Origin of the sequence: Microcoleus sp. A006_D1, assembly GCF_036702805.1 — a bacterium.
Classification (GTDB): domain Bacteria; phylum Cyanobacteriota; class Cyanobacteriia; order Cyanobacteriales; family Microcoleaceae; genus Microcoleus.
The window spans coordinates 479,830-501,380 of record NZ_JAUBVZ010000004.1; the positions used below are offsets into that span (position 1 = coordinate 479,830).

At 46.2% G+C, this 21,551-nt stretch carries 19 protein-coding genes and 2 pseudogenes; 9 read left to right on the forward strand and 12 right to left on the reverse strand.

The window, feature by feature from the left end:
• Positions 1-75 precede the first annotated feature (75 nt).
• Positions 76-310, forward strand: a pseudogene (locus tag QUB68_RS10360) (DUF433 domain-containing protein).
• Positions 311-619: 309 nt separating this feature from the next.
• Here the strand turns inward: QUB68_RS10360 and QUB68_RS10365 are convergent.
• The gene (locus QUB68_RS10365; RefSeq protein ID WP_332991893.1) at positions 620-1,093 is read right to left on the reverse strand and encodes a hypothetical protein; all 474 of its coding nucleotides are present in this window, start codon (positions 1,091-1,093) and stop codon (positions 620-622) included.
• 172 nt (positions 1,094-1,265) lie between these two features.
• Between QUB68_RS10365 and uvrB the strand changes: the two genes are divergently transcribed.
• Positions 1,266-3,278, forward strand: coding sequence for an excinuclease ABC subunit UvrB (uvrB, locus tag QUB68_RS10370; RefSeq protein WP_332991895.1), 2,013 nt, complete (start codon positions 1,266-1,268; stop codon positions 3,276-3,278).
• A gap of 132 nt (positions 3,279-3,410) precedes the next feature.
• Entirely contained in the window at positions 3,411-3,710 is a 300-nt protein-coding gene (locus tag QUB68_RS10375; RefSeq protein ID WP_332991896.1) for a DUF4926 domain-containing protein, read from the forward strand.
• A 123-nt stretch (positions 3,711-3,833) separates the two neighbouring features.
• Here QUB68_RS10375 and QUB68_RS10380 read toward each other — a convergent pair whose 3' ends face one another.
• The gene (locus QUB68_RS10380; RefSeq protein ID WP_332991898.1) at positions 3,834-4,211 is read right to left on the reverse strand and encodes a type II toxin-antitoxin system PemK/MazF family toxin; all 378 of its coding nucleotides are present in this window, start codon (positions 4,209-4,211) and stop codon (positions 3,834-3,836) included.
• Positions 4,195-4,875 (reverse strand): DUF433 domain-containing protein, encoded by a 681-nt coding sequence (locus QUB68_RS10385; RefSeq protein WP_332991900.1) that lies wholly within the window; start codon positions 4,873-4,875, stop codon positions 4,195-4,197. The genes QUB68_RS10380 and QUB68_RS10385 overlap by 17 nt, the downstream gene beginning before the upstream one ends.
• On the opposite strand from QUB68_RS10385, the gene QUB68_RS10390 reads away from it, so the two are divergent.
• Positions 4,874-5,026 carry a hypothetical protein gene (locus QUB68_RS10390; RefSeq protein ID WP_332991902.1) on the forward strand — a complete coding sequence of 51 codons (153 nt, stop codon included), beginning with the start codon at positions 4,874-4,876 and terminating at the stop codon, positions 5,024-5,026. The two genes, QUB68_RS10385 and QUB68_RS10390, sit on opposite strands and share 2 nt — an antisense overlap.
• Positions 5,027-5,046: 20 nt before the next feature.
• Here QUB68_RS10390 and QUB68_RS10395 read toward each other — a convergent pair whose 3' ends face one another.
• Positions 5,047-5,238 (reverse strand): hypothetical protein, encoded by a 192-nt coding sequence (locus QUB68_RS10395; protein ID WP_332991904.1) that lies wholly within the window; start codon positions 5,236-5,238, stop codon positions 5,047-5,049.
• 792 nt (positions 5,239-6,030) lie between these two features.
• Between QUB68_RS10395 and QUB68_RS10400 the strand changes: the two genes are divergently transcribed.
• Positions 6,031-6,273: a hypothetical protein gene (locus tag QUB68_RS10400; protein ID WP_332991906.1), complete on the forward strand. Its 243-nt coding sequence runs from the start codon at positions 6,031-6,033 to the stop codon at positions 6,271-6,273.
• Here the strand turns inward: QUB68_RS10400 and QUB68_RS10405 are convergent.
• Positions 6,262-6,786, reverse strand: a complete 525-nt coding sequence (locus tag QUB68_RS10405; protein ID WP_332991908.1) for a hypothetical protein — start codon at positions 6,784-6,786, stop codon at positions 6,262-6,264. The genes QUB68_RS10400 and QUB68_RS10405 overlap by 12 nt on opposite strands.
• Positions 6,779-7,222, reverse strand: coding sequence for a hypothetical protein (locus QUB68_RS10410; RefSeq protein ID WP_332991910.1), 444 nt, complete (start codon positions 7,220-7,222; stop codon positions 6,779-6,781). Before QUB68_RS10410 ends, QUB68_RS10405 begins: the two co-directional genes overlap by 8 nt.
• A 594-nt stretch (positions 7,223-7,816) precedes the next feature.
• Here QUB68_RS10410 and QUB68_RS10415 point away from each other — a divergent pair.
• Together QUB68_RS10415 and QUB68_RS10420 are read left to right on the forward strand one after the other, a co-directional pair.
• The gene (locus QUB68_RS10415; protein ID WP_332991912.1) at positions 7,817-7,999 is read left to right on the forward strand and encodes a hypothetical protein; all 183 of its coding nucleotides are present in this window, start codon (positions 7,817-7,819) and stop codon (positions 7,997-7,999) included.
• Positions 8,000-8,137: 138 nt separating this feature from the next.
• Entirely contained in the window at positions 8,138-11,257 is a 3,120-nt protein-coding gene (locus tag QUB68_RS10420) for a Calx-beta domain-containing protein (protein ID WP_332991915.1), read from the forward strand.
• A 401-nt stretch (positions 11,258-11,658) separates the two neighbouring features.
• On the opposite strand, the gene QUB68_RS10425 is transcribed toward QUB68_RS10420, so the two are convergent.
• From QUB68_RS10425 to QUB68_RS10445, 5 genes are all read right to left on the reverse strand, one after another.
• A complete protein-coding gene (locus QUB68_RS10425; RefSeq protein WP_332991916.1) occupies positions 11,659-13,890 on the reverse strand; it encodes a GumC family protein in 2,232 nt (743 codons plus the stop codon).
• Between the two features lie 355 nt (positions 13,891-14,245).
• A complete protein-coding gene (locus tag QUB68_RS10430; RefSeq protein WP_332991918.1) occupies positions 14,246-15,835 on the reverse strand; it encodes a polysaccharide biosynthesis/export family protein in 1,590 nt (529 codons plus the stop codon).
• A gap of 258 nt (positions 15,836-16,093) precedes the next feature.
• Complete coding sequence (locus QUB68_RS10435; protein WP_332991920.1) at positions 16,094-16,804, reverse strand: cyanoexosortase B system-associated protein; 711 nt, start codon at positions 16,802-16,804, stop codon at positions 16,094-16,096.
• Entirely contained in the window at positions 16,804-17,679 is an 876-nt protein-coding gene (crtB, locus tag QUB68_RS10440; RefSeq protein WP_332991922.1) for a cyanoexosortase B, read from the reverse strand. The genes QUB68_RS10435 and crtB overlap by 1 nt, the downstream gene beginning before the upstream one ends.
• Positions 17,680-17,988: 309 nt before the next feature.
• Positions 17,989-19,128 carry a DegT/DnrJ/EryC1/StrS family aminotransferase gene (locus QUB68_RS10445; RefSeq protein ID WP_332991924.1) on the reverse strand — a complete coding sequence of 380 codons (1,140 nt, stop codon included), beginning with the start codon at positions 19,126-19,128 and terminating at the stop codon, positions 17,989-17,991.
• A gap of 315 nt (positions 19,129-19,443) precedes the next feature.
• On the opposite strand from QUB68_RS10445, the gene QUB68_RS10450 reads away from it, so the two are divergent.
• The gene (locus tag QUB68_RS10450; RefSeq protein WP_332991926.1) at positions 19,444-20,481 is read left to right on the forward strand and encodes an NADP(H)-dependent aldo-keto reductase; all 1,038 of its coding nucleotides are present in this window, start codon (positions 19,444-19,446) and stop codon (positions 20,479-20,481) included.
• A 292-nt stretch (positions 20,482-20,773) separates the two neighbouring features.
• Positions 20,774-20,989: pseudogene (locus tag QUB68_RS10455) on the forward strand (transposase domain-containing protein); the annotation flags it as partial.
• Positions 20,990-21,322: 333 nt separating this feature from the next.
• Here QUB68_RS10455 and QUB68_RS10460 read toward each other — a convergent pair.
• A partial coding sequence (locus QUB68_RS10460) for a hypothetical protein (protein WP_332991927.1) occupies positions 21,323-21,551 on the reverse strand: 229 nt, incomplete at its 5' end.

Here is a 21,551-nt window from a genome sequence, read left to right on the forward strand (position 1 = left end):
TAGTCATTAGTCATTAGTCATTAGTCATTAGTCAATTAGGATTACTATAATATGTGAACAATAGGAATTTAAGATATGACTGATAGAACTGCATTGCTTAAAAGGATTACTCAAACACCTGGTAAATGTGGCGGTCGCCCCTGTATTCGCGGCATGAGAATTCGCTTTCTTCGACATTTTGGAAACTCTGGCAGACAATGTAACCGCTAGCGAGATTCTAGCTGACTTTCCAGATTTGGAACCAGAAGACATTCAAGCGTGTTTGCTTTTTGCATCTCTCAGCATTGATTTCCCCAGAATAGCAGTATGATTTTCTGGTTAAATGCCCAATTGCCTCCTAGTTTGGCGAAATGGTTAAGCGAAATATTCCGTGTTAACGCTCTTACATTGCAAGAGTTTGGGTTCAGAATGTTCTGGATATCGAGATATTTAATATGTTAAATTAATAGGTGAAATTAATCACTTTAGACGGTTCAATTGCTGAATCGCGAGGGTGAATAAATTTGCTACGATTGTTTCATTAGTCATTAGCTAACAGTGAAAAACTAATCACCAATTACTAATGACCAATGACTACTGACTACTGACCAATGACCAATGACTAATGACCAATAACTAATTAATCTAAGAAGCCCATTAAGGTCGAGCTGTCGTCAATTTCGTTTGAGGCAATGGGGCGGTCTCCTCCCATTGTGGAGTAAACTTCATCAATGTGCAGAGTGCTGATGCCTATAGGGCGGGCACCGGACATACTGAACATTTCGCTGACTTGCATGGCGCTGGAGCCTATAGGGCGTCTCCCGAGTGTCGCAACCACTTCAAAGTCGCTGGCTTCGATGGGCCGATTGCCTATTGTGCCGTAGGTTTCGCTGATGTGCAGGGTGCTAGCGCCTATAGGGCGATTCCCCGACATCGAGACTGTCTCGCTGATGGTAAAGTCGTTTGGGCCGACGGGGCGGTTGTCATGTAGAAGTTGCGGCTGATAAAGTTGGATGCCCGCTGATTTGGCTTCGCTGGTGGCTGGTAGGGCCTTGGTAGTGCCTTTGTTGCTGCGGGCGATCGCTTTGACTTTATCTTTGGGTGTGAGAGCCATAATTTTTTTTTCCTTGCTGATTGCTGGGTTCGGACAACTGCTTTTCTGGGCTTTTTGCTTTCTATTGCGACCGATAATTAAAATAATATTACAAAGTTTAACTATTTTCTTAACGAAATTGCAGAATGTCTGCATTTTTGTTAAGATTTATTGGTAATAGCTACATTTTCCTATGGTAACTGCGGCAGCATCTTTTCAATTGCAAGCGCCCTTCCAGCCCACGGGCGACCAACCGCTAGCGATCGAGCAACTCGTCAAAGGCATTTCTGCGGGCGATCGATTTCAAACCTTACTCGGCGCCACAGGTACGGGCAAAACCTTCACCATTGCCTCGGCGATTGAAAAAATCGGCAGACCCACCTTAGTCTTAGCACACAACAAAACCCTGGCTGCTCAACTGTGCAACGAGCTGCGAAATTTTTTCCCCAACAATGCAGTCGAATACTTTGTCAGTTATTACGACTACTACCAACCTGAAGCATACATCGCCGTCAGCGATACGTTCATTGAAAAAACGGCAGCAATTAACGACGAGATCGATATGCTGCGACACTCCGCCACGCGATCGCTCTTTGAACGTCGCGACGTAATTGTTGTAGCATCAATTAGCTGCATCTACGGTTTGGGAATGCCCGCAGAATACCTGAAAGCGGCGATTCCTTTGCGAGTCGGAATGGAAGTCAACCAGCGGCAAGTTTTGCGAGATTTAGTCAACGTCCAATACAGTCGCAATGACACAGATTTAGGCAGAGGCAAATTTCGCGTCAAAGGCGACGTTGTAGAAATCGGGCCCGCCTACGAAGATAGAATTATTCGTGTCGAATTCTTCGGCGACCAAATCGATGCCATTCGCTACGTTGACCCCGTAACTGGTAAAATTCTGGCAAGTACAACCGCTTTAAATATTTATCCAGCGCGCCACTTTGTGACCGCAGATGATAAATTAGAGGCAGCTTGCCAAGGCATAGAACTAGAGTTAGAAGACCGATTGGCAGAATTTGAAAAAGAGGGAAAACTATTAGAAGCTCAGCGATTAGAACAGCGCACCCGCTACGATTTGGAAATGCTGCGCGAGGTCGGTTATTGCAACGGAGTCGAGAATCATTCGCGGCATTTGGCAGGCAGAAATGCCGGGGAACCTCCAGAATGTTTGATTGATTATTTTCCTAAAGATTGGATGTTGGTAGTAGATGAATCCCACGTCACAGTGCCGCAAATTCGGGGAATGTACAACGGCGATCAAGCGCGGAAAAAAGTATTGATTGACCACGGTTTTCGCTTGCCCAGCGCGGCAGATAACCGCCCTTTGAAAGCTGAGGAATTCTGGGAAAAAGCTAATCAGTGTATTTTTGTTTCTGCGACTCCTGGTGATTGGGAAATGGAACTATCTGAAGGCAGAGTTGCCGAGCAAGTAATTCGCCCTACGGGAGTAGTCGATCCGACAATTTTTGTGCGCCCGACGGAGGGACAAATTGATGATTTGTTGGGGGAAATTAAGGAGAGAGTAAGTCGGGATGAGCGAGTTTTGGTGACGACTTTGACGAAGCGGATGGCGGAAGATTTAACGGAATATTTGCAGGAAAGGGCGATTAGAGTCCGGTATTTACACTCGGAAATTCAGTCGATTCAACGGATCGAAATTATCCAAGATTTGCAGGATGGTAAGTTTGATGTATTGATTGGTGTGAACTTGCTGCGGGAAGGTTTGGATTTGCCGGAGGTGTCGCTGGTGGTAATTTTGGATGCGGATAAAGAGGGGTTTTTGCGATCGGAACGTTCTTTGATTCAAACTATTGGGCGGGCGGCGCGCCATGTTCAGGGACAGGCTATTTTGTACGCTGATAATTTGACGAAAAGTATGATTAAGGCGATCGACGAAACGGATCGCCGCCGGGGGATTCAGCTAGCGTACAATAAGATGCACGGGATTACGCCGCAGCCGATCGCGAAAAAGCGATCGACCAATGCGATTTTGGCATTTTTGGATGTGTCGCGCAAGCTGAATTCTCAGCAGTTGGAGGAGGTTTACGAACAGGTTGACGAGTTATCTTTGGATGAGATTCCTCAGTTAATCGGGCGGTTGGAGACTCAGATGAAGGCGGCGGCGAAGAAGTTGGAGTTTGAGGAGGCGGGTAAGTTGCGCGATCGGATTAAGCATCTGCGCGATAAGCTGTTGGGACATTAGATATCGACCATATTTACCGTGGAACAGGCATCTTGCCTGTTCAAAATAAGCTTTTATGTATATTAAACTCGGCGGTTGAAACCGCGTCTACACGAACAAAACCCGCCTCCGCGGGTTGAAGAATGGATAGCAATGAGCAAATTTCAGTTATTCGATGCAGTGAGTTTAACCGAATCCATCGCCCTCGCCGATGGCGGAATTGTACCGCCAGAAACAGCCGGGGCGATTGTTGAGATATTCAAAAACGGTGAAGCATATTTAGTCGAGTTATTTGGCGGATGGGTGAAAGCAGAAGTTGGCGGAGATTTTATTCCTGCAACTCAAGATGAACCGGAATCATTTATGGAAACTATGGGCGTTGAGACGGTTTATCCCCATCAGTTGCGATTAGTGAAATCTGCCCGCGAAATTATGGGAGTTCGAGAACATTAAACTCGGCGGTTGAAACCGCGTCTATACAAGCAAAACCCGCCTCCGCGGGTTGAAGAATGGGCGAAGAAAGTGCGATCGCCCTCAGCATCTGCGCGATAAACGTTTAGGTAATGAAGGGATAATTTAAAAGCTGAACATTAGCTTGAGTCCATTGGCGATCGGCTGATACTCTTCTGCGGTTAAATCTCCTCGGTAGCCCAAAACACGCTTTATGTCCACAGCGCGTATTTGATCCAGCAACACAGTAGAGTCATAGCGTATGTTTCCCATTCCAGCCTGAAGCTGCGGATATAGCGTTGAGTTTCGTGCCGCCCAATCTCCTTGTTGTGTCGTCAAGGGAACGACTATTACCAAGGAAAACCGCGTTATTCCTGTGACATTTGGCAAAGCTACAATTACGGCAGGTCGAGTGTTTTCCTGTTCGCGACCGGGGGGGATTTGAGCCGGGAAGTTAACTAGCACTACAGCCCTCACCTGCAAAAAATTAGGTAGCTGACTCACAAATTTTTTCTACCTTTTGATTAGCAATGTCGATGAAGTTTGTTTCTTGAATCCGCCACGCAGCATAGGCTAGAACTTCTTTAAAGTCTTCTTCTTCAAGTTCTGGATAAGTTTGGCGTATTTCTGCTGTCGAATAGTGAGACGCCATCATTGAGATGATAGTTTCAACAGTTATGGGTAAGTTGCGTATGCAAGGTTTTCCCGCCATGAATTGTGAATCGGAGGTAATTCTAGTAAATTGCTGGATATCTTCTTTGCTATTCGTTGCACTTTGATTGTCCAGAATTACCATTCCAACTCCCGGAATAAAACGCACAGGCTTTGTGCCTTCGAGGGGGTCTACATCTCCCCAATCATAGGGGGGGATTTCATTATCGACGAGGTAAAGTTGGCGCCAAGGCGATTTTGCCAATGCTTCCTCAGAAATGTCAGGAAAAAATATTAGCACTTCTGGGATGCCGACTGGAAAACCATTGAGTTTGCTCAAGCCATCTATAATGGCGGCTAGAACTGATAAGTCTAGGTGGCTGAGGTTTTCGGCTTTTTCGATCAGTTGGTATACGGTTTCATGATTGAGTGTTTCGCCGACAGCTTCGACTAAGTTTTCGGGGGTGAAACCTCGACATTTCAAGTATTCGGCTAGTTGTAAGCGAATTGTACTCATGGGTTTAGTTGAGAAAGATTTTAGGGTAAAGGGCGATCGCCCTTTACCATTGTCCTATTTTTTGGATGGGAAGGGCGATCGGGCTTTTTACCAGTTTCCTAGTCTTTCTGCTGCATATTCGCGATCGGATAAGTTTTTGTCTGAGCGCTAATCATCACAAAGGTTACATAGCTATTGAGCTTGTCCAAACTTAGCTATGAAATGGTAAATTTCGTCATTACTCAGGCGGCCAAAGTCTGGCGGGTTAACTATGCCCCTGCCTTTGACTACCAGTTGGGCTATCGCAATCAGCATGTTACGGACTTGCCAGCCTAAAGGGTTAGGATACAATTGTCCATCTTCTGTGCTAAAATTTTGGGACATTTATTTAAAATTAGTTAGGTTGACTTGTGGTGGTCTGAAGTTAGGATGTCAAACCACCTGGAGTTCGCTAGCTAAAACGAGGGCTCTGTCTGAATTAGTATTTCAGGCGGCCTTTTTCGTTTTTACTACTTTGAACCGCAGATGCACGCAGATATACGCTGATGAATTGCAGAAGTCTCCGACAAGAATCTTTAGAACGGCTTGATACAGGTCAGTGCAGCCGCTTCAAGATTCACAATTACAACACAGCGTGCCTATTACTTGCCGTGTTAGGAACCTGTTCTACTTTTAACAGGTTGATGGGGGGTTTGTCAAGCCGATTACGAATATTTTTTTTTAAGAATCAGGGAGTGAAACTGAGTGTTATCCGGTATCGTATCCTGATGGTTGCAAACTACATTTATTGAGAGTTTCATAGTAAACGAGATTGAGTTTCATAGTAAACGAGATTGAGTTTCATAGTAAACGAGATTGAGTTTCATACTAAACGAGATTGAGTTTCATAGTAAACGAGATCGAGTTTCATACTAAACGAGATTGAGTTTCATAGTAAACGAGATCGAGTTTCATATTAAACGAGATCGAGTTTCATACTAAACGAGATCGAGTTTCATACTAAACGAGATTGAGTTCTTTACTAAAATGATTAATATTTTATATACTAAAATAGGATTGATATTTTAAATACTAAAATAGGATTGATATTTTAAATACTAAAAAAAGTGAGTTTTATTTACGATCGCCCCTACCGATCGACACTATCCAAGTCAACAAGCGATTTGGGAGACAGCAATGAGCAAATTTCAGTTATTCGATGCAGTGAGTTTAACCGAACCCATCGCCCAAAACATACTCTTTCATTGTGGTACGGGCGTCTCGCCCGTACATCATCTGCAGTTAAAATATTCATTGACAACAAAAAGTGCGATCGCCTATTCCCAACGCTGGGAATGGATGTTAAACAAGGTTAAAATATTAATTGACAACAAAAAGACCGATCGCCCAAAACACCACCCAAACAAACTACTTGCCTAATACCACAGCATCCGTACTGCTAGCAAAAGCCGGACGAATAAATTCCTCCTTCTCTTCCAGCGTGATGAAACCCTTATCTACCGCTAGCTGCATCACTTCAGTCAGAAAACCTCTGAGGGTATCTAATACTTGAGCGCGATCGCACTCAAACTGCCTTTCCCAGCCCGAAGTCCCAAACTTGATCCAAGTGCAGTTAATCTGATTGTCGATCGGTAGCAACATAATAGTAAACCAACTCTCACCAAAGTCTATTTCTATTGGTTTACCTTGCGATAGCTTCGCAATTTCCTTAGGAAAGTAATTGTCAATCATCATACAGATATCTGGATCTAAAAATACCTCTTTTTGAGCATCACCTATTTCTATTAAAACTTTATGGTTGTATTCAAAACAGAAACATCGCCATCTCATTTCAAAATGAGAAAGCTCTCCTAATGGATCTTCTGGAGGCTCGGCCCACTCTTCTAAGAAACGCTCTCCTAATTTAAAATTAAATTTTTGACTGCTATTCATGGCTGCTACTCCTATTTAATTGCCGTAGACTGACACCATCAACTATAGGATAACCGCTATTGAGAGTTCCATCAAAATTTCTTTGGATAAAAGCGCGAGTGACATTTTCAGTTATCCTGCGATCGGGATGGTAAACTTTACCTATAGGACGATGAAAATCAATAATGTATTCTCCTCGATATTTCGGTACTAATTGCTCAGCCATTATCCAATCCTCTACATTTAGCCATTGTCCTTGGTCATCGTTAGTGCTTGCGGCTCTTCCGATCAATCTGTTGGCTGTAAGTTTGGGGCCGTGATGGCGAGCAATATGATCGTAGGCTTTCATTGATTTAGGATTGTTCCATTGCGGTTCGGTTCCGCTACCTGTCCATGCACAACCGCTGCCAACTTCTCTGCTTGAATCTATTATATACTGTTGGACAATTTCTGCCACTTCTCTAGGTTTTTTATTTGTACAACAGATATGATATCAAACAAGTGGTAAGTTGAGTCGTTGAGTCTCGCTATCACGGGCCCAACCTACTGATTAGTAATTACGGTGTGCGATTGGGATACTTAGCGTGCAAGGAATTGATTTTGGCTATTACATCCGCCCACAACACCTGATCCATCATCGCCTACTGGCCGATCGCCACAGCATCAATATTTCCCGCAGAAAAAGCCGGAGTAATAAACTCCTGCTTCTCCTCGGCTGTGATGAAACCCTTGTCTACCGATAGCTGCATCACTTCAGTCAGAAATCCTCTCAGCGCATCTAATACTTGAGCGCGATCGATCGTGTTTTCTTACATTTTAAGGCTTAATTAATTAATTACTCTATTAATTCATCAGCACCTTTTGAGCTAGGTGAAGATTGAGGTTGCTCAGCAAATTATCGTTTTTCCTCTGCAATCAAGTTCCGAGATTTGCTCATCAACAACCAGCGATTTTTCAACTTTTTTAAGTTTAGTTTGAGGCGAATTTTGTTCAAAGCTTTAGGGTGCAGGGAGAACACCGCTGCTAGCGTGCAACTGCACCTTTACATATTGTGATAATTATTCAGCCTAAAATTCAAATATTGCGATCGCCATTCAAGCTCTCCTCTACGGATGTGGAAAACCCGCTTTTTAGAGAATCGCCAAAATTATCGGAAATTTTCCGGATCAAAAATATTGATGATGAAACTATTCCTAGAGTGACAGATAACTCTAGCCTTTCTCCAAAAGGTTAGCGGATGAATATTGACCTAAAAAGCTTGATAATCCAGGGTTTAAGGGTAGATTGCCGAGCTGAAAACAGCTAGATAAAAAAGCCCGACCCTCTGGTTTTCAGTCACTTATAATCCTTAATTAATATCAAAAGAGAAGCTATGCCTACTCCATTCTCAGGTTCTTTGGGTCAAACCACTAATTTCACCAGCGTCAATGACCTAATCACAAAATGGCCGACTGCTGCCCAGAATCAAGGTATTAAACTGTCTGGGATAGCTTTTGATGGCCTGGAAACTGATTATCTTACTTCTGCTGCGATCGCCAACCTCACCTTACCAACGAATGAAAATCCTAAAAGCTGGTTGAGTTATGGCAGTAGCCCTGGTATTGGTGTCCCATCTTCCTATGATGGTTGGTTCACCGATCCCACTAAAATTCGGGCGGAAATCAACTATAATCCCAACACCAATCAATCTCAGGCGCTGAAGCTGAAATGGGCAGATAACCAAGACATCACTAGCGCCACGATCGACCTCAGTGCATTTAGTCCCAAAGCCAGCCTAGGAGTTGGCGATCAAGGTAATGAAGTTGGTTTGCTGCAAATCTTCAATAACGGGGTTTTGGTACCGACGAGCAATTTTACGATCGCTCGCCTCAACGCTCCGAGCGCTGCAAAACCGATTACTCTGGGTTCAGATGGAGTGACTTTCATTGGCGATCGCACCGATGGCAGTTTCCAATTCAAAATAGACGCAAAGCCTCTCACCAACACTACTTTTGACGAACTGCGTTTCTCCACCAAAGCCTACGATAGCCCCACCGCTGCCTACGTCGCAGCCCCCTTCAAAGACGATAGTTCCGACTACTTGGTGCGGAACATTCAATATCAAGGGACTGAAGATCCGGTTAGCCTTCAGTTTAGTACCCCAACCTTCAGCGTCAACGAAAACGGGACGCCTGTTGCAGCCGTGACAGTCACTCGCACCGGTAGCAGCGCCGGCACCGCCTCAGCTACCGTGAACCTGACTAATGGAACTGCTGTTGCCCCTGGTGACTACAACAATGCTCCCATTACCGTCAATTTTGCCAATGGGGACACCGCACCTAAGACTATCACCGTTCCGATTGTCGATGACACTTTGGTGGAGGGTAACGAAACCGTTAACTTAAGCTTGACTAACCCCACCGGCACCAGCCGTGTCACCTTGGGAACCCAAAGTACCGCCACTTTGAACATCATAGACAATGACACTCCCCCTGTCGGAACCCTGCAATTTGGTGCCCCTACCTTTAGCGTCAACGAAAATGGAACAGCCGTTGCAGCCGTAACTGTGACGCGCACAGGTGGCAGCGCTGGCGCAGTCTCAGCCACAGTGAACTTGACCAATGGAACTGCGATCGCCCCTGGTGATTACAACAATAGTCCCATCCTGGTCAATTTTGCCGCTGGGGACACTGCACCCAAAACCATCAGCATTCCCATTGTCGATGACACTTTGGTGGAAGGTAACGAAACTGTCAACTTAACTTTGGCCAGCCCTACAGGTGGTGCAACGATTGGGACGCAAGGTAGTGCCACTTTGAACATCATAGACAATGACACTCTCCCTCCCAGCAGCCTGCAATTTAGTGCTCCTACCTTCAGGATCAACGAAAATGGAACGCCGATCGCAGCCGTAACAGTCACTCGCACCGGCAGTAATATCGGTGCAGTCTCAGCCACCGTCAGCTTGGCCGATGGTACTGCTACAGCCCCTGCTGACTACACCGGTACTCCCATCCTTGTCAATTTTGCCGCTGGCGATTCTGCACCCAAAACGGTCAATATTCCGATCGTCAACGATACTTTGTTCGAGGGTAACGAAACTGTCAATTTAAGTTTGATTAACCCGACAGGCAATGCCACGATTGGAACCCAAAGTACCGCCATTACGACCATCGTAGACAATGACAGCACCCTGCAATTTAGTGCTCCTACCTTTAGCGTCAACGAAGATGGAACGCCGATCGCAGCCGTGACAGTCACTCGCACTGGTATAACCTCTGGTGCAGTCTCAGCCACCGTCACCTTGGCCGATGGTACTGCTACAGCCCCTGCTGACTACACCGGTACTCCGATCCTTGTTAATTTTGCCCCTGGCGATTCTGCACCCAAGACGGTCAATATTCCGATCTTCAACGACACTTTGGTGGAGCCTACCGAAAATCTCAGCTTAACTTTGGGCAGCCCGACAGGCAATGCCTCGATTGGAACCCAAAGTACGGCCACTTTCGACATCATAGACAATGACAGCACCCTGCAATTTAGTGCCCCTACTTTCAGGATCAGAGAAGATGGAACGGCGGTTTCAGCCGTGACAGTCACTCGCACTGGCAGTAGTGCTGGTGCAGTCTCAGCTTTCGTGAACTTAGCGAATGGAACTGCTATAGCCCCTGCTGACTACACCGGTACTCCGATCCCTGTCAATTTTGCCGCTGGAGATTCTGCACCCAAGACCATTCCCATTCCCATTAACGATGACACTTTGGTGGAGGGTAACGAAACTATCAATTTAAGTTTGGTTAACCCGATCGGCAATGCCACGATTGGAACCCAAAGCACCGCCATTACCACCATCGTAGACAATGACAGCACCCTGCAATTCAGCGCCCCTTTCTTCAGTGTCAACGAAAATGGAACGCCGATTGCAGCAGTGACAGTCACTCGTACTGGTAGTGCTGTCGGTGCAGTCTCAGCTTTCGTGAACTTGTCCGATGGTAGTGCTACAGCCGGCCTTGATTACACCACTGGTTTGATCGCTGTCAATTTTGGCAATGGGGATTTAGTATCCAAAACCATTCCCATTCCCATTCTCGAAGACACTTTGTTTGAGGGTAACGAAACCGTCAATTTAAGTTTGGTTACCCCGACAGGCAATGCCACGATTGGAACCCAAAGTAGCGCGGTGTTGAGCATCATAGACAATGACCCCGCCCCGGTTATAGCTCCAATCCTGAGAATGCAAAGTAGTCTCACTTTGACAAACGACGAGCTACTCGACGGTGGCCTGCGAAAGAATTCCAGCTTGACAGGAGCTCCCGCCCAGGGAACAGCAGATTTGGTGAACAAATTTATCGCCAACGAGGTGGCGATGGGTGCTGGAATCGGAGCCTCTAACGTCGGGATTAATTCCAACTCAGTCCCCAACTTCGGTGTCACCGATAGCTGGTTGAATTCACTCACAGACCCGAAGCTTATTCCTGGTTTTGTCGCCTTGAACAACCAATTTGCTAAGTAGGTCTTTTGACTAGCAATTTGCGTTAGTGGGTTTTAATCATTGGTGACAATTTTCTGGCGTTGTCACCAATGTCAAGTGGGAGAGGCAGACAGATTTAAATGCTGCCTCATCCTCGCTTGATGATATTTGGAGTTGAGACTAAACACCTCTTGCATAAATTTTTGATTTACAGGAAAACCGCAGATGTAGGCGCTTCGCCTGGACGAAGGGTACGCTTCGGAACGCAGATGTATTCCAAAAGTCCTGGACGCATTAAGGCCAAAGAAACCGGGTTTTTTACCTAATCTGTGGACTACAACACAGGATTTTCCTAAAAAACCCGGTTTCTGAACACCCATGCGACTATTCAAGATAGTTTATGAATGAATGAATAAAATTCAAGTCTAATCAAGCGACGTAAATTAGTTAAATTTACTATTAATAGCTTTGTTTTTGGGCTTTGACTGCTGCGGTAATTGTCTCGTCGATCGCACTTCGATCGCCCCATTGTCGATCGCACCCAAAGGCAACTCAAACTCATCAACATCGTTGCGGAACTTCACCGCAATATCAGCACCATTAATAATCGCCCCCAACAGCCGCGGCCCCGATTTATGCGAGTCCTCGTCGTCAGATTCTAGCAACTGATCCGCAGCTTCAGACAGCATACTAGACAGAGTATAACCAGGCCTCGCTACCAAAATCATACCGTCCGTGTACGGTTCCAGCGTCAGCGCGTCGTTGCACTCGCTCAACGCCGGAGAATCCACCACCACAAAATCAAAGCGGTTGCGAACATCCTCAAACAATCTCCGCATTTCGCTCGATTCAAGTACCGCCGACGCCTGCCGCAAAAAGCCCGGACTCGGTACCACGTATAAGTTCTCTACCTCTGGAACCAAATGGACGCACTCGCTGATATTGCCGTAATAGTGCAAAGGTTCCACCGCCGCCAAAGGATCGGCGGCAATTTTCAAAGAATCCACGTTAGAAGCCGATCGCAAATCTGCTTCAATTAACAAAGTCCGTTTACCCGATCGAGCCGACGCAATTGCCAAATTGTAAGCACTAAAACTCTTCCCCTCCAAAGGCGCCGCCGAAGTCAGCAACACCACCTTTACGGGTTTTTCTCCAATTCGGCGCAGATTAGTCCGCAACCGCTCGTAAAATTCCAAATAGGGCGAATTGGGTTCCAAAGCCAGAGGCATCTCCTCCCCGTAGGAATCAAACACCGTGACTTCAGGCAAAACTCCCAGTATCGGCACTTCTTTCTCCACCAAAGCCGCCCGCACTTCTTCCCAACTGTAAAACTTGCCGTTGAGCATCCCCAACAAAAATATCAACCCGCCGCCCAGCAGCAATCCCACAAATCCCCCCACCGCCAGCATCACCGGCAAACCTCTCTTGCTTGACTCAACGTCATCAGTTTTGGGCAACTGGGCGATTGTCAAACTCCCCGTTGTCTCAGCTACCGCCGCCTCAGCATCTACCAAAGCCGACTGCATCTTATCGTAGAGAGCTTTTTTCAGCCCCACTTGCTGGGCTAACCGCGCTTGTTCTAACTGCTTGTTGGGGATTTTTGCGTGCTCCTGGCGCAATTGCTGTTCAGTTGTCTGGACTCCTTTGAGTTGCTGTTGCACCATATCCTGCTGCGTTTGCAAAGCAATCAAACTTTGAGCTAACTGCTGTCTAGCTGGATCTAAAGAAGAGTCTACCCGAATTCGATCGGCACTTCTGAGCGGAGCCGCCACCCCGTTACCGCCGAGTACCTCCGATTGTCGCTGCTGCAACTGCTGCTCGAAAGCTTGTTTTTGTTTGAGCAATTCCACAATTTTCGGGTGTTCCTCCTGCAAGTCGGTGCGGAGAATTTTGAGCTGAGATTCGATCGAAAACAGTTGCACTCGCAGTTGCGCAATAATTGGATCGGCAGACAGTGCTTGAGCCACGTAAGCTTGCTCCACATTCAATCCCAAGCGATCCTGCAAGCTTTTGATTTGAGCTTCAATTCCTCCCAACTGCACGCGGAGTTGCCGCTGCTGCTGTTGGCTGCCGGTAATCGCTTGTGGCAGTGCACCGCTCTGAGCTGCTAAAATTGAAGTCCCTTCTCGTTTTTCGTAGGCTTCAAGTTTTTCTTCCGTCTCTCTGAGTTCCTGAGTTACTTTCGGCAAGCGTTTGTTAATTTGGGCGATCGTTTCGTCGAGTCTAGAACGATTAATCGTTTGGCTGCGAGCCACCATTTCTGTCATCAGCGCCTCTGCTACCGCTTCTGCTTTTTTGCGATCGGCATTTTTGTACAATACTTGAATCAAAGCGCTGGGGTCATTATTCTTACTCGGCATTTTTACCTGCACGTCGTCTGTCAGCTTTTTAGCAGAAACATTGACTTTTTTCGCTGCTGCTTCAACCACCCTTCTATCCAGCAGCATATCTTTAGTTATTTCTTGTCCTTCCTGTTGAATTTTAGTAGTAGTCGATGAAAAAATCACGCTCGGTCTGCGGTAAGCCAGCGTACCTGCTGCAACGTAAACCGGCGCCTGACTTGGCTGCAAAGCGACTACTCCCGAAACGCCCACAGTCGCCGCTAGAGTGGCCAGTCCCACCCACTTGTATTGGTCAAAAGCAATTAAATAACGTTTAACAACTGATAAAGTCATATCGATTTTAGTTTTTAGATTTTAGATTTTAGATTGCTAACTATAAATCCTAACTAATGACCGGAGCATCTGGGCGCAAGCTGTTTTATTACTGCGAGCAAAATATCGAGATCGCGCTTATATATCAGCAACCCAGGGGGGCCGCTCGCGCTCAAACAAAAATGCTTTTTATTCCCCATACTTCTCCTAATGACGGCAGGACTAACCTTCGGCTTGCTTCGGCTACGCGGCTAGTGAGCTTCGGCTGCGCTCAGTTACCGCGTAGTCGAACTACAGCACAAGTCGCGAGCGGGCAAGATGATGGCAGGACTACCCTTCGGCTTCGCGAGCGGGCAAGATGACTGCTGACTAATGACTACCTATTATTATTATTATCATTAGATGACGGCCCGAACAGATTTGTTACCCCATTTCTCAACTGCTCAAAGAACAGAATAAATCCCAAAGTATCGCGGAACGGTCGAGTAACAGTATTGATTGCATAACTAACGCGCTCTACGAGATTCCTACCGATTACGATCACATCATTATCTTCCAGCATCGGGTTCTGAGAAACATTGCCCTCCAAAGCAGCTTTCGCATCTATCTTGCGGTTGATAGCTCTACCTTGCTTTTGGTCGAACCGAATCAAAGCCATTTTCCGTAAGTCAGCAAGATTAACAGGCAAGTTGTTGATAGCATCCAAAAACTTGCTACCATTTTCTACGTAGAACGAAGTCAAACCACCACTAGCGTAACTCAAAACTCGAACGTAGATCCTGGGCTTAATCAGGGTAGACCGCGCCACCAGAGCTTTGTCGTAGTTTAAATTTTTGATACTAGCGTCTAATTCCGGGATGACAATCACATCTCCCGAGGCCAAAGGAAAATCAAACAAATCGTTAGCCTTTGCTAGGGGACTGTAGAGGTCGATGGGTTCATCCACCGACGAGCCGTCTACCAGCGTCCGCCGCACTCGCACCGCCCGCAAATCGGCTTTTGCCGTGACTCCGCCCGCAACCAGCAAAGCAGCGGAAATTCGACCAGAACCCGCCCCAAGCGTGTAAAAACCCGGTTTGCTGACTTCTCCGGTGACAGTGATTTGGACGGGGACAGCGGCAGCGGCTAGGCTGTATCTGGATGCTAAATCTCGATCGGATTTGCGATCGGGCGTAACCTGTTGATACGGTACGACGATCGCATCTCCATCTTCCAAACGCAAATCCGGCGGAGCAATACCAGTTTGCAGCGGCGTCAAAATATCAACAACTTGCTCCGCGACAGCACCACTCGATAAAGTCCGCCGCACCCGCACCGCCCGCAGTTCGGCCGTCGGAGTAGTCCCAGCAGCAGCCGCCAGAGCCGCCGGAAGCAGCGGGGTTTGCAGCGGATAAAAACCAGGTCTCGCCACTTCCCCCGTCACCGTCACCACTACCGGGCGCCCAAGCAGCAAAGCAGCCGAGACTTGAGGATTTTTGATAAATTGGGCAAAGCGCTCCCGGAGGCGCTGCTGTGATTCTTCGACGGTGAGGCCGCGCACATTTACTGTGCCGATTAGCGGCAGTACAATTATCCCTTCAGGGCTGATTGCACCTGTAAAATTTAACTCTGGGAAGCGCTGAACTTGAACAGAAATCTGGTCTCCCGGGCCCAGGCGGTACGGCCGATTCCGAAAAGCTGGGTTAATTTCCCGGTTGAAGTTGGCGGGCGGCGGTGGTGGTACGCGCAGTGGGGGTGGCGGTACGAGCCGCTCAGAAATAGGAACAAAAGGTTGAGAAGAAGCCGTTTCCGAAAAAACCTTGCCGTTAAAGCCCCAGAATACAGCAGTAAAACATAGAGTCCAAGCAGTTGAATACAAGCCGGCTAAGGAAAAAGCGACGCGATTTCTAATTATGAATTTTTCCCGGTTTTTGAACCTATAAAAAAAGGTAATATTTTGAATAATTAGCTGAGTTTTAATTGTCATTTCCGCCACCCTTCACTTTAATTTTATACTCTTCATACTTTCCCGCCGGACACGGCAATGCCGTTTCCCTACAGATGAGATTCTATAATTTCTCTGTAGCAATATTTTTCATAATTGGTATTACCTCTTGATTCTTCTAGCCCGCGGAGGCGGTCTTTGTTTGTATAGAAGCGATTTCAATCGCCCTATTGACACCTCTCATTGAGATGCTCCCAGCATTCAACTCTACCGCACAAAAATGTGTTAAAAACTCTCAACTCAGAAAGTTTCTGCCATTAATTGAGCCTGAACAGTTTGGCCCAGAGATTCCAGCAGCGGTTCAACTATCTTAATATCACTCTGCGGTTGAATGGGAACGATGATACTGACAGCAACCCAAGCAGCGCGGCGATTCGACAGCCTAGCAATGCTGTCTTCCCAAAACCAGCGGCTGGTTGCTGGAGAACCCCCGTTAGGCCAAGCGTACCACTGCACGACAGCAAAAGTTTGTTGGGAAGTCCAGCTTCGGAAAAACCGCGCCTCGACGCTAGGCGATGGCTTGTCTGATGTTGGCGCTAATTTAACTGTAAACCTCAAAGTGCGGTGAGAATCTGTTTGCCATCGGTGAAATCCATCGATGTCGAGCCATTCTACCTGGGGCTGGTTTTTGTGGCCATTTTGAGGCAACAGCAATAAAATGGCAATTGTTTGATAATTTTTAATTTCTTCAACTAACCACCTGTGGCCGCCAATTTGGACGTTATTCTGGATGCGGATCACCTGCCAGTCGGGAAGTTTCATTCCGTCTTGGCGCAAACTTCTCAATTGCTTGAGATTTGCAACTGCTGGCGGGTTTGTCCAAGGCCACCTTCCCGTCGCGTAGCCGGGAATTGCTACTACTCCAACCAGTAACAGCAAAAACATCAGGATCGCAATTTTAGATAGTTTGTACTGCCGCAGTAGTTTCCGTGCTGAAATCATTTGTTTCATTAATTGCCAGAGTGGCTTGGGAAATACTTTTCCATCCCGTTGAGGAGAAGTACCAACAAGCCTAGTATACAAGCAGAATACAAGTCTCCGCCCCATCCGGCGTGCAGCCAATGAAACAGCGTCTCTCTTTCGGTTCCGTGAAAGTAAGTTAGCAAAGTGTTGCGGACAATGTTGGAACTGATACTAATGATAGATGCAGTGGCTAAAAACAAAATGCTTTTTTTGCGGGAACTCCAAACTCCCGTCCAATCCAGCAGAATTAAGCTGACGTACAGACTGGTAAACAGCATTTTTAAGCCTGCACAGTGGGGTGCCACTTCGACAATGCGATCGTTTACGTACAGATAAATTTCTTCGACTCTCACGTTCAAACCCACCTTAGTTAATATCGATCCTGATGCTTCAGCAATGAAGTGCTGCAACGGCAAGGCGTAGGGTTCTATCAGGTAAGGGATGTGATTTGGCGATGCCAGAAATACGAATAAAAGCGGCATTCCCTGCAATTTTAAGCCGGGGATTCCTTTTAAACACAAGCAAATTCCAGCCAGTATTACTCCCAGGGATAAATTCACTAAATCGCTCAAACGACTTAGATAAAAAAGTGTCGCTAGTACCAGGAAAAAGCTTCCCAAGGGATGTGGCGAGTTGGGCAAGCGCAGCCAGCTATTGCGGTTTGTCCAAGCAATATAAGCTGCGTAGGGCAAACCAATTATTCCGTGGCTGAAATATTCGTGTTCGATGCTGATGTTTTTGTTGAACCATCCGTCGTACCAGTGTACGAGTAGGGGGGCGTACAGCAGCACTAGGAGTACCGTGATACCTTCCCCCAGGAGGTATCGCTTGAGAACAATGCGAATTCTGCGCTGGATGTGCATGGTTTGAGAAGTTTTGAGATTGCCGCGCGAGGGCGAACAACGCGAAAGCGGTTTTGAACTGTGAGTTAAAGATTTGCTGATTCCAACTCAAACGCTTTGAAAACTGCACCCTACTGCTTGAAACACCTTTAGCATAACTTTTATGAACACTTAAGTAAATCCACCTAATTAAAGGTAAAATACCGATCGCTAAACAGTTTACTGTGTATGTCTTCTTCTGTCTTCCGTCTTCCGTCTTCCTTCAGTCTTGCGTCTTCCTTCAGTCTTGCGTCTTCCTTCTGTCAACTGTCAACTGTCAACTGTCAACTGTCAACTGTCAAATGATAGTTCGATCGCCTGTACAACCTGCTCAATCTGAGTATTGCTCAATCCGGGATACATTGGCAATGATAAAATCTGTTCGCACAGGGTTTCTGTCAGGGGGAAGTCGCCCCGATTGCCTAAGTTTTGGTAGGCGGGTTGCAGGTGGCAAGGTACGGGATAGTGTATACCTGTTTGGATGCCCTGTTGGGCGAGTTTTTCCTGAAGAAGGTTGCGGGCGATAGGGCTTTTCTCAGTAATTTGGATGACGTAGAGGTGATAAATGTGACCTGTGTTGCTGTGATTGGCGATCGGTACAATGCCTTGGTGTTTCAGGGGTTCTAGTAAAGTATTGTAGTGTTGGGCGGCTAAGTGGCGATCGCGATTCCATTTTTCCAAGTAAGGCAATTTCACATTCAGCACAGCGGCTTGCAAATTGTCGAGGCGACTGTTGGTACCGATTTCTGTGTGCAAATATTTGCTTGGTGCTCCGTAATTGCGGAGAGTTCGCATTTTTTTTGCGAGCTCTGCATCGTTAGTAATCAACATCCCGCCGTCGCCAAAACAGCCGAGATTTTTGCTGGGATAAAAGCTGAATGCTGCTGCTTTCCCAATGGAACCTGCACGGTATCCTTCTCTTTCCGCTAAATGCGCTTGGGCGGCATCTTCAAATATGATTAAATTGTGGCGGTTGGCAAAATTTAAAAGCTGCGTGGGCGACACCATTTGACCGTAGAGGTGTACGGGAATAATTGCTTTAGTTTTCGAGGTAATTGCTGTGGCGGCTGCTGTCAGGTCAATCAGGGCAGTTTCCGGGTCACAATCTACAAGAATAGGTACTGCTTTGGCTTGGATGACGGCGATTAGGGTGGCGATAAAAGTGTTGGCTGGGAGGATGATTTCGTCGCCCTGATTGATGCCGCAAGCTTGGAGTCCCAGGGCGATCGCATCTGTCCCGCAAGCCACACCTACGCCGTATTGTACTCCAGAAGCTGCGGCAAATGCTGTTTCAAATTCGGCTAGTGCTTGACCTAAAATAAAGTCTCCTTGCTCGATAATTTTTCTAATTGCTTCTGCTATTTCGGATTGGATTGGCTGGTGTTGTAGGGAGAGGTTGACAAACGGGACTTTGGGCGGGAGGCTACTCATACATCAGTTGACAGTTGACAGTGGACAGTTGACAGTTGCATAACCCGAATCAAACAAACCATTGATGCAGTACGGGTATCGGCTCTATTCATGAAGTTATTTATGTCCTCACCGATGTGGCGGTTGCTATACATCAGATGGATAGGAATTATTTATATTAACATTTAAATCCGCATATTTTTGAAGATATTTTAACCGCAGAGGGCGCAGAGGGCGCAGAGAAAAAGAGGGTAAGGGGAGATTCTTTGGCGCGTGGTCAACTAAATGAAAGTTTTTCGGTAAGATAGAATTAGAAGTTTTTATGGACTCAAACTCATGGAATACAAAAAACTCGGCGATAGCGATTTATTAGTATCTGAAATCTGTTTGGGTACGATGACTTACGGGCAGCAGAACACTGTTGAAGAAGCGGCGCAACAGCTCGATTTTGCGATCGATAGAGGCATCAACTTTATCGATACTGCCGAAATGTATCCGGTACCGGGAAAACCAGAAACTCAGGGAAAAACTGAGGAATATATCGGCCAATGGTTGGTGAAACAGCAGCGGGATAAAGTCATTATAGCGACTAAAGTGGCGGGGAGAAGCACTCGATTAAAGTGGATTCGGGAAGGGAAAAATCAGATCGATCGCCCAAATGTCGAAACAGCCCTGAATGACAGCCTGAAGCGCCTGCAAACAGACTGCATCGACCTGTATCAGATTCACTGGCCAGACCGCTACGTGCCGCTATTTGGCGCGCCGGACTACGAGATAGCCCAAGAACACGAAACTGTAGCGATTTTGGAACAGTTGGAAGTATTTGCGGACTTAATTAAAGCTGGCAAAATCCGCTATTTGGGTTTGAGCAATGAAACGCCGTGGGGAGTTTGTGAGTTTTGCGAATTAGCAGAAAAACACGGTTTGCCGAAAGTTGTTTCGATTCAGAATGCTTTCAGTTTGAGCAATCGGACATTTCACATGAATTTGGCAGAAACTTGTCGCTTTAAAAATGTGGGATTGATGGCTTACAGTCCTTTGGGTTTCGGAATCTTAACGGGTAAATACCTGAATGGAATCCCTGAAAATTCGCGCCTGGCTTTGTTCGCAGGATTCGGTCAGCGTTACGATAAAACTAATCTGAATGATGCGGTGAAAGCGTATATTGAGATTGCTCAAAAGCGCGGTTTGAGTCCGGCGCAGATGGCTTTGGCGTATGTGCGATCGCGCTGGTTTGTGACTAGCACAATTATCGGTGCAACATCGATCGCACAACTTGAGGAAAATCTCAGCAGTTTGGATGTGACGCTAGATCGAGATCTGATCGCAGAAATCAATTCCGTGCACGCTAAGTATCCCAATCCTACACCGTAATCTTAATTAGTAGGTTGGGTTAAGATAGCTAAACCCAACCTGCCTCTTGTTTTATATAGCGTTTACTCAAGTTAACTAAAGAAACGGACGATCGCCTCGATCGCCTATCCAAACAATCCACAGACCAAGACTAACCCCAGTATAACCGAATACGGTTTACTTAAGGCCGCACAAGTGGTAAACTAGGTATGATGTACAAAAAAGTAAATCAAATCTAGTGCCGTACAAAAAAATATTATTAGAATCTCCCAAGCTCAAAAGTAGCGAGATATTTAAAGCCATAGAGATAGCAATTCCATTAACAGAAATAGAAGTGGCTATTCTGAAAACAAAAGCTAAAGAGAAACGGCATCGCGCGCTAGCATCACAACTGGTAGTATGTCTAATCATAGCAATGAGCCTGTGGTCAACAGATTCAATGCGGGATGTACTAAAAAATCTCATAGATGGGCTTAATGAAAAATGGTTGAAAACTGGTAAATATTGGAAAATTCCGTGCAAGGCAGCAGCTCAAAGCTCAATACCGTTGGGTTAACGTTTTTTTGTCATTGCGATCGAGCATTAGCGAAGCGATAAATGAAAAGCAATCGCAAATAAAATATCTGTAGGGAAACGGCACTGCCGTGTCCGGCGAGCAACTGTCGATGCTAATCAAATATCTGGTATAATAAATTGAGCTAATTTATAAGGTTTGAGTCATCTAAAGCTTCGGACATAAATAGGTTATACCAATTAACAAAAAAGATGCTACAGTCATCAATCTTAATAACAATTATTAAAAGTTGCAGAGTTGCAGAGTCCAGCGCCGGACACGGCATTGCCGTTTCCCTACAGTATTATCTCACACCTGTGCAAAATGGCGCCGCATCAACTCAACCTGAAAACAATAACCATCACCAACTTCCTCAATCAACTCCCGTTGCAGAAGCAAAGCGACAGCATCACAACTATCAGGAAACTCTTGCAAAATAGTTGGTCTGCTAACGATTCCCCCTTCCCCTTGTGCTGCCAAAAACTGCAAAATAGCTAATCCTGCTGCATCTGCTTGATTGCTTTGAATATCGGCAAAA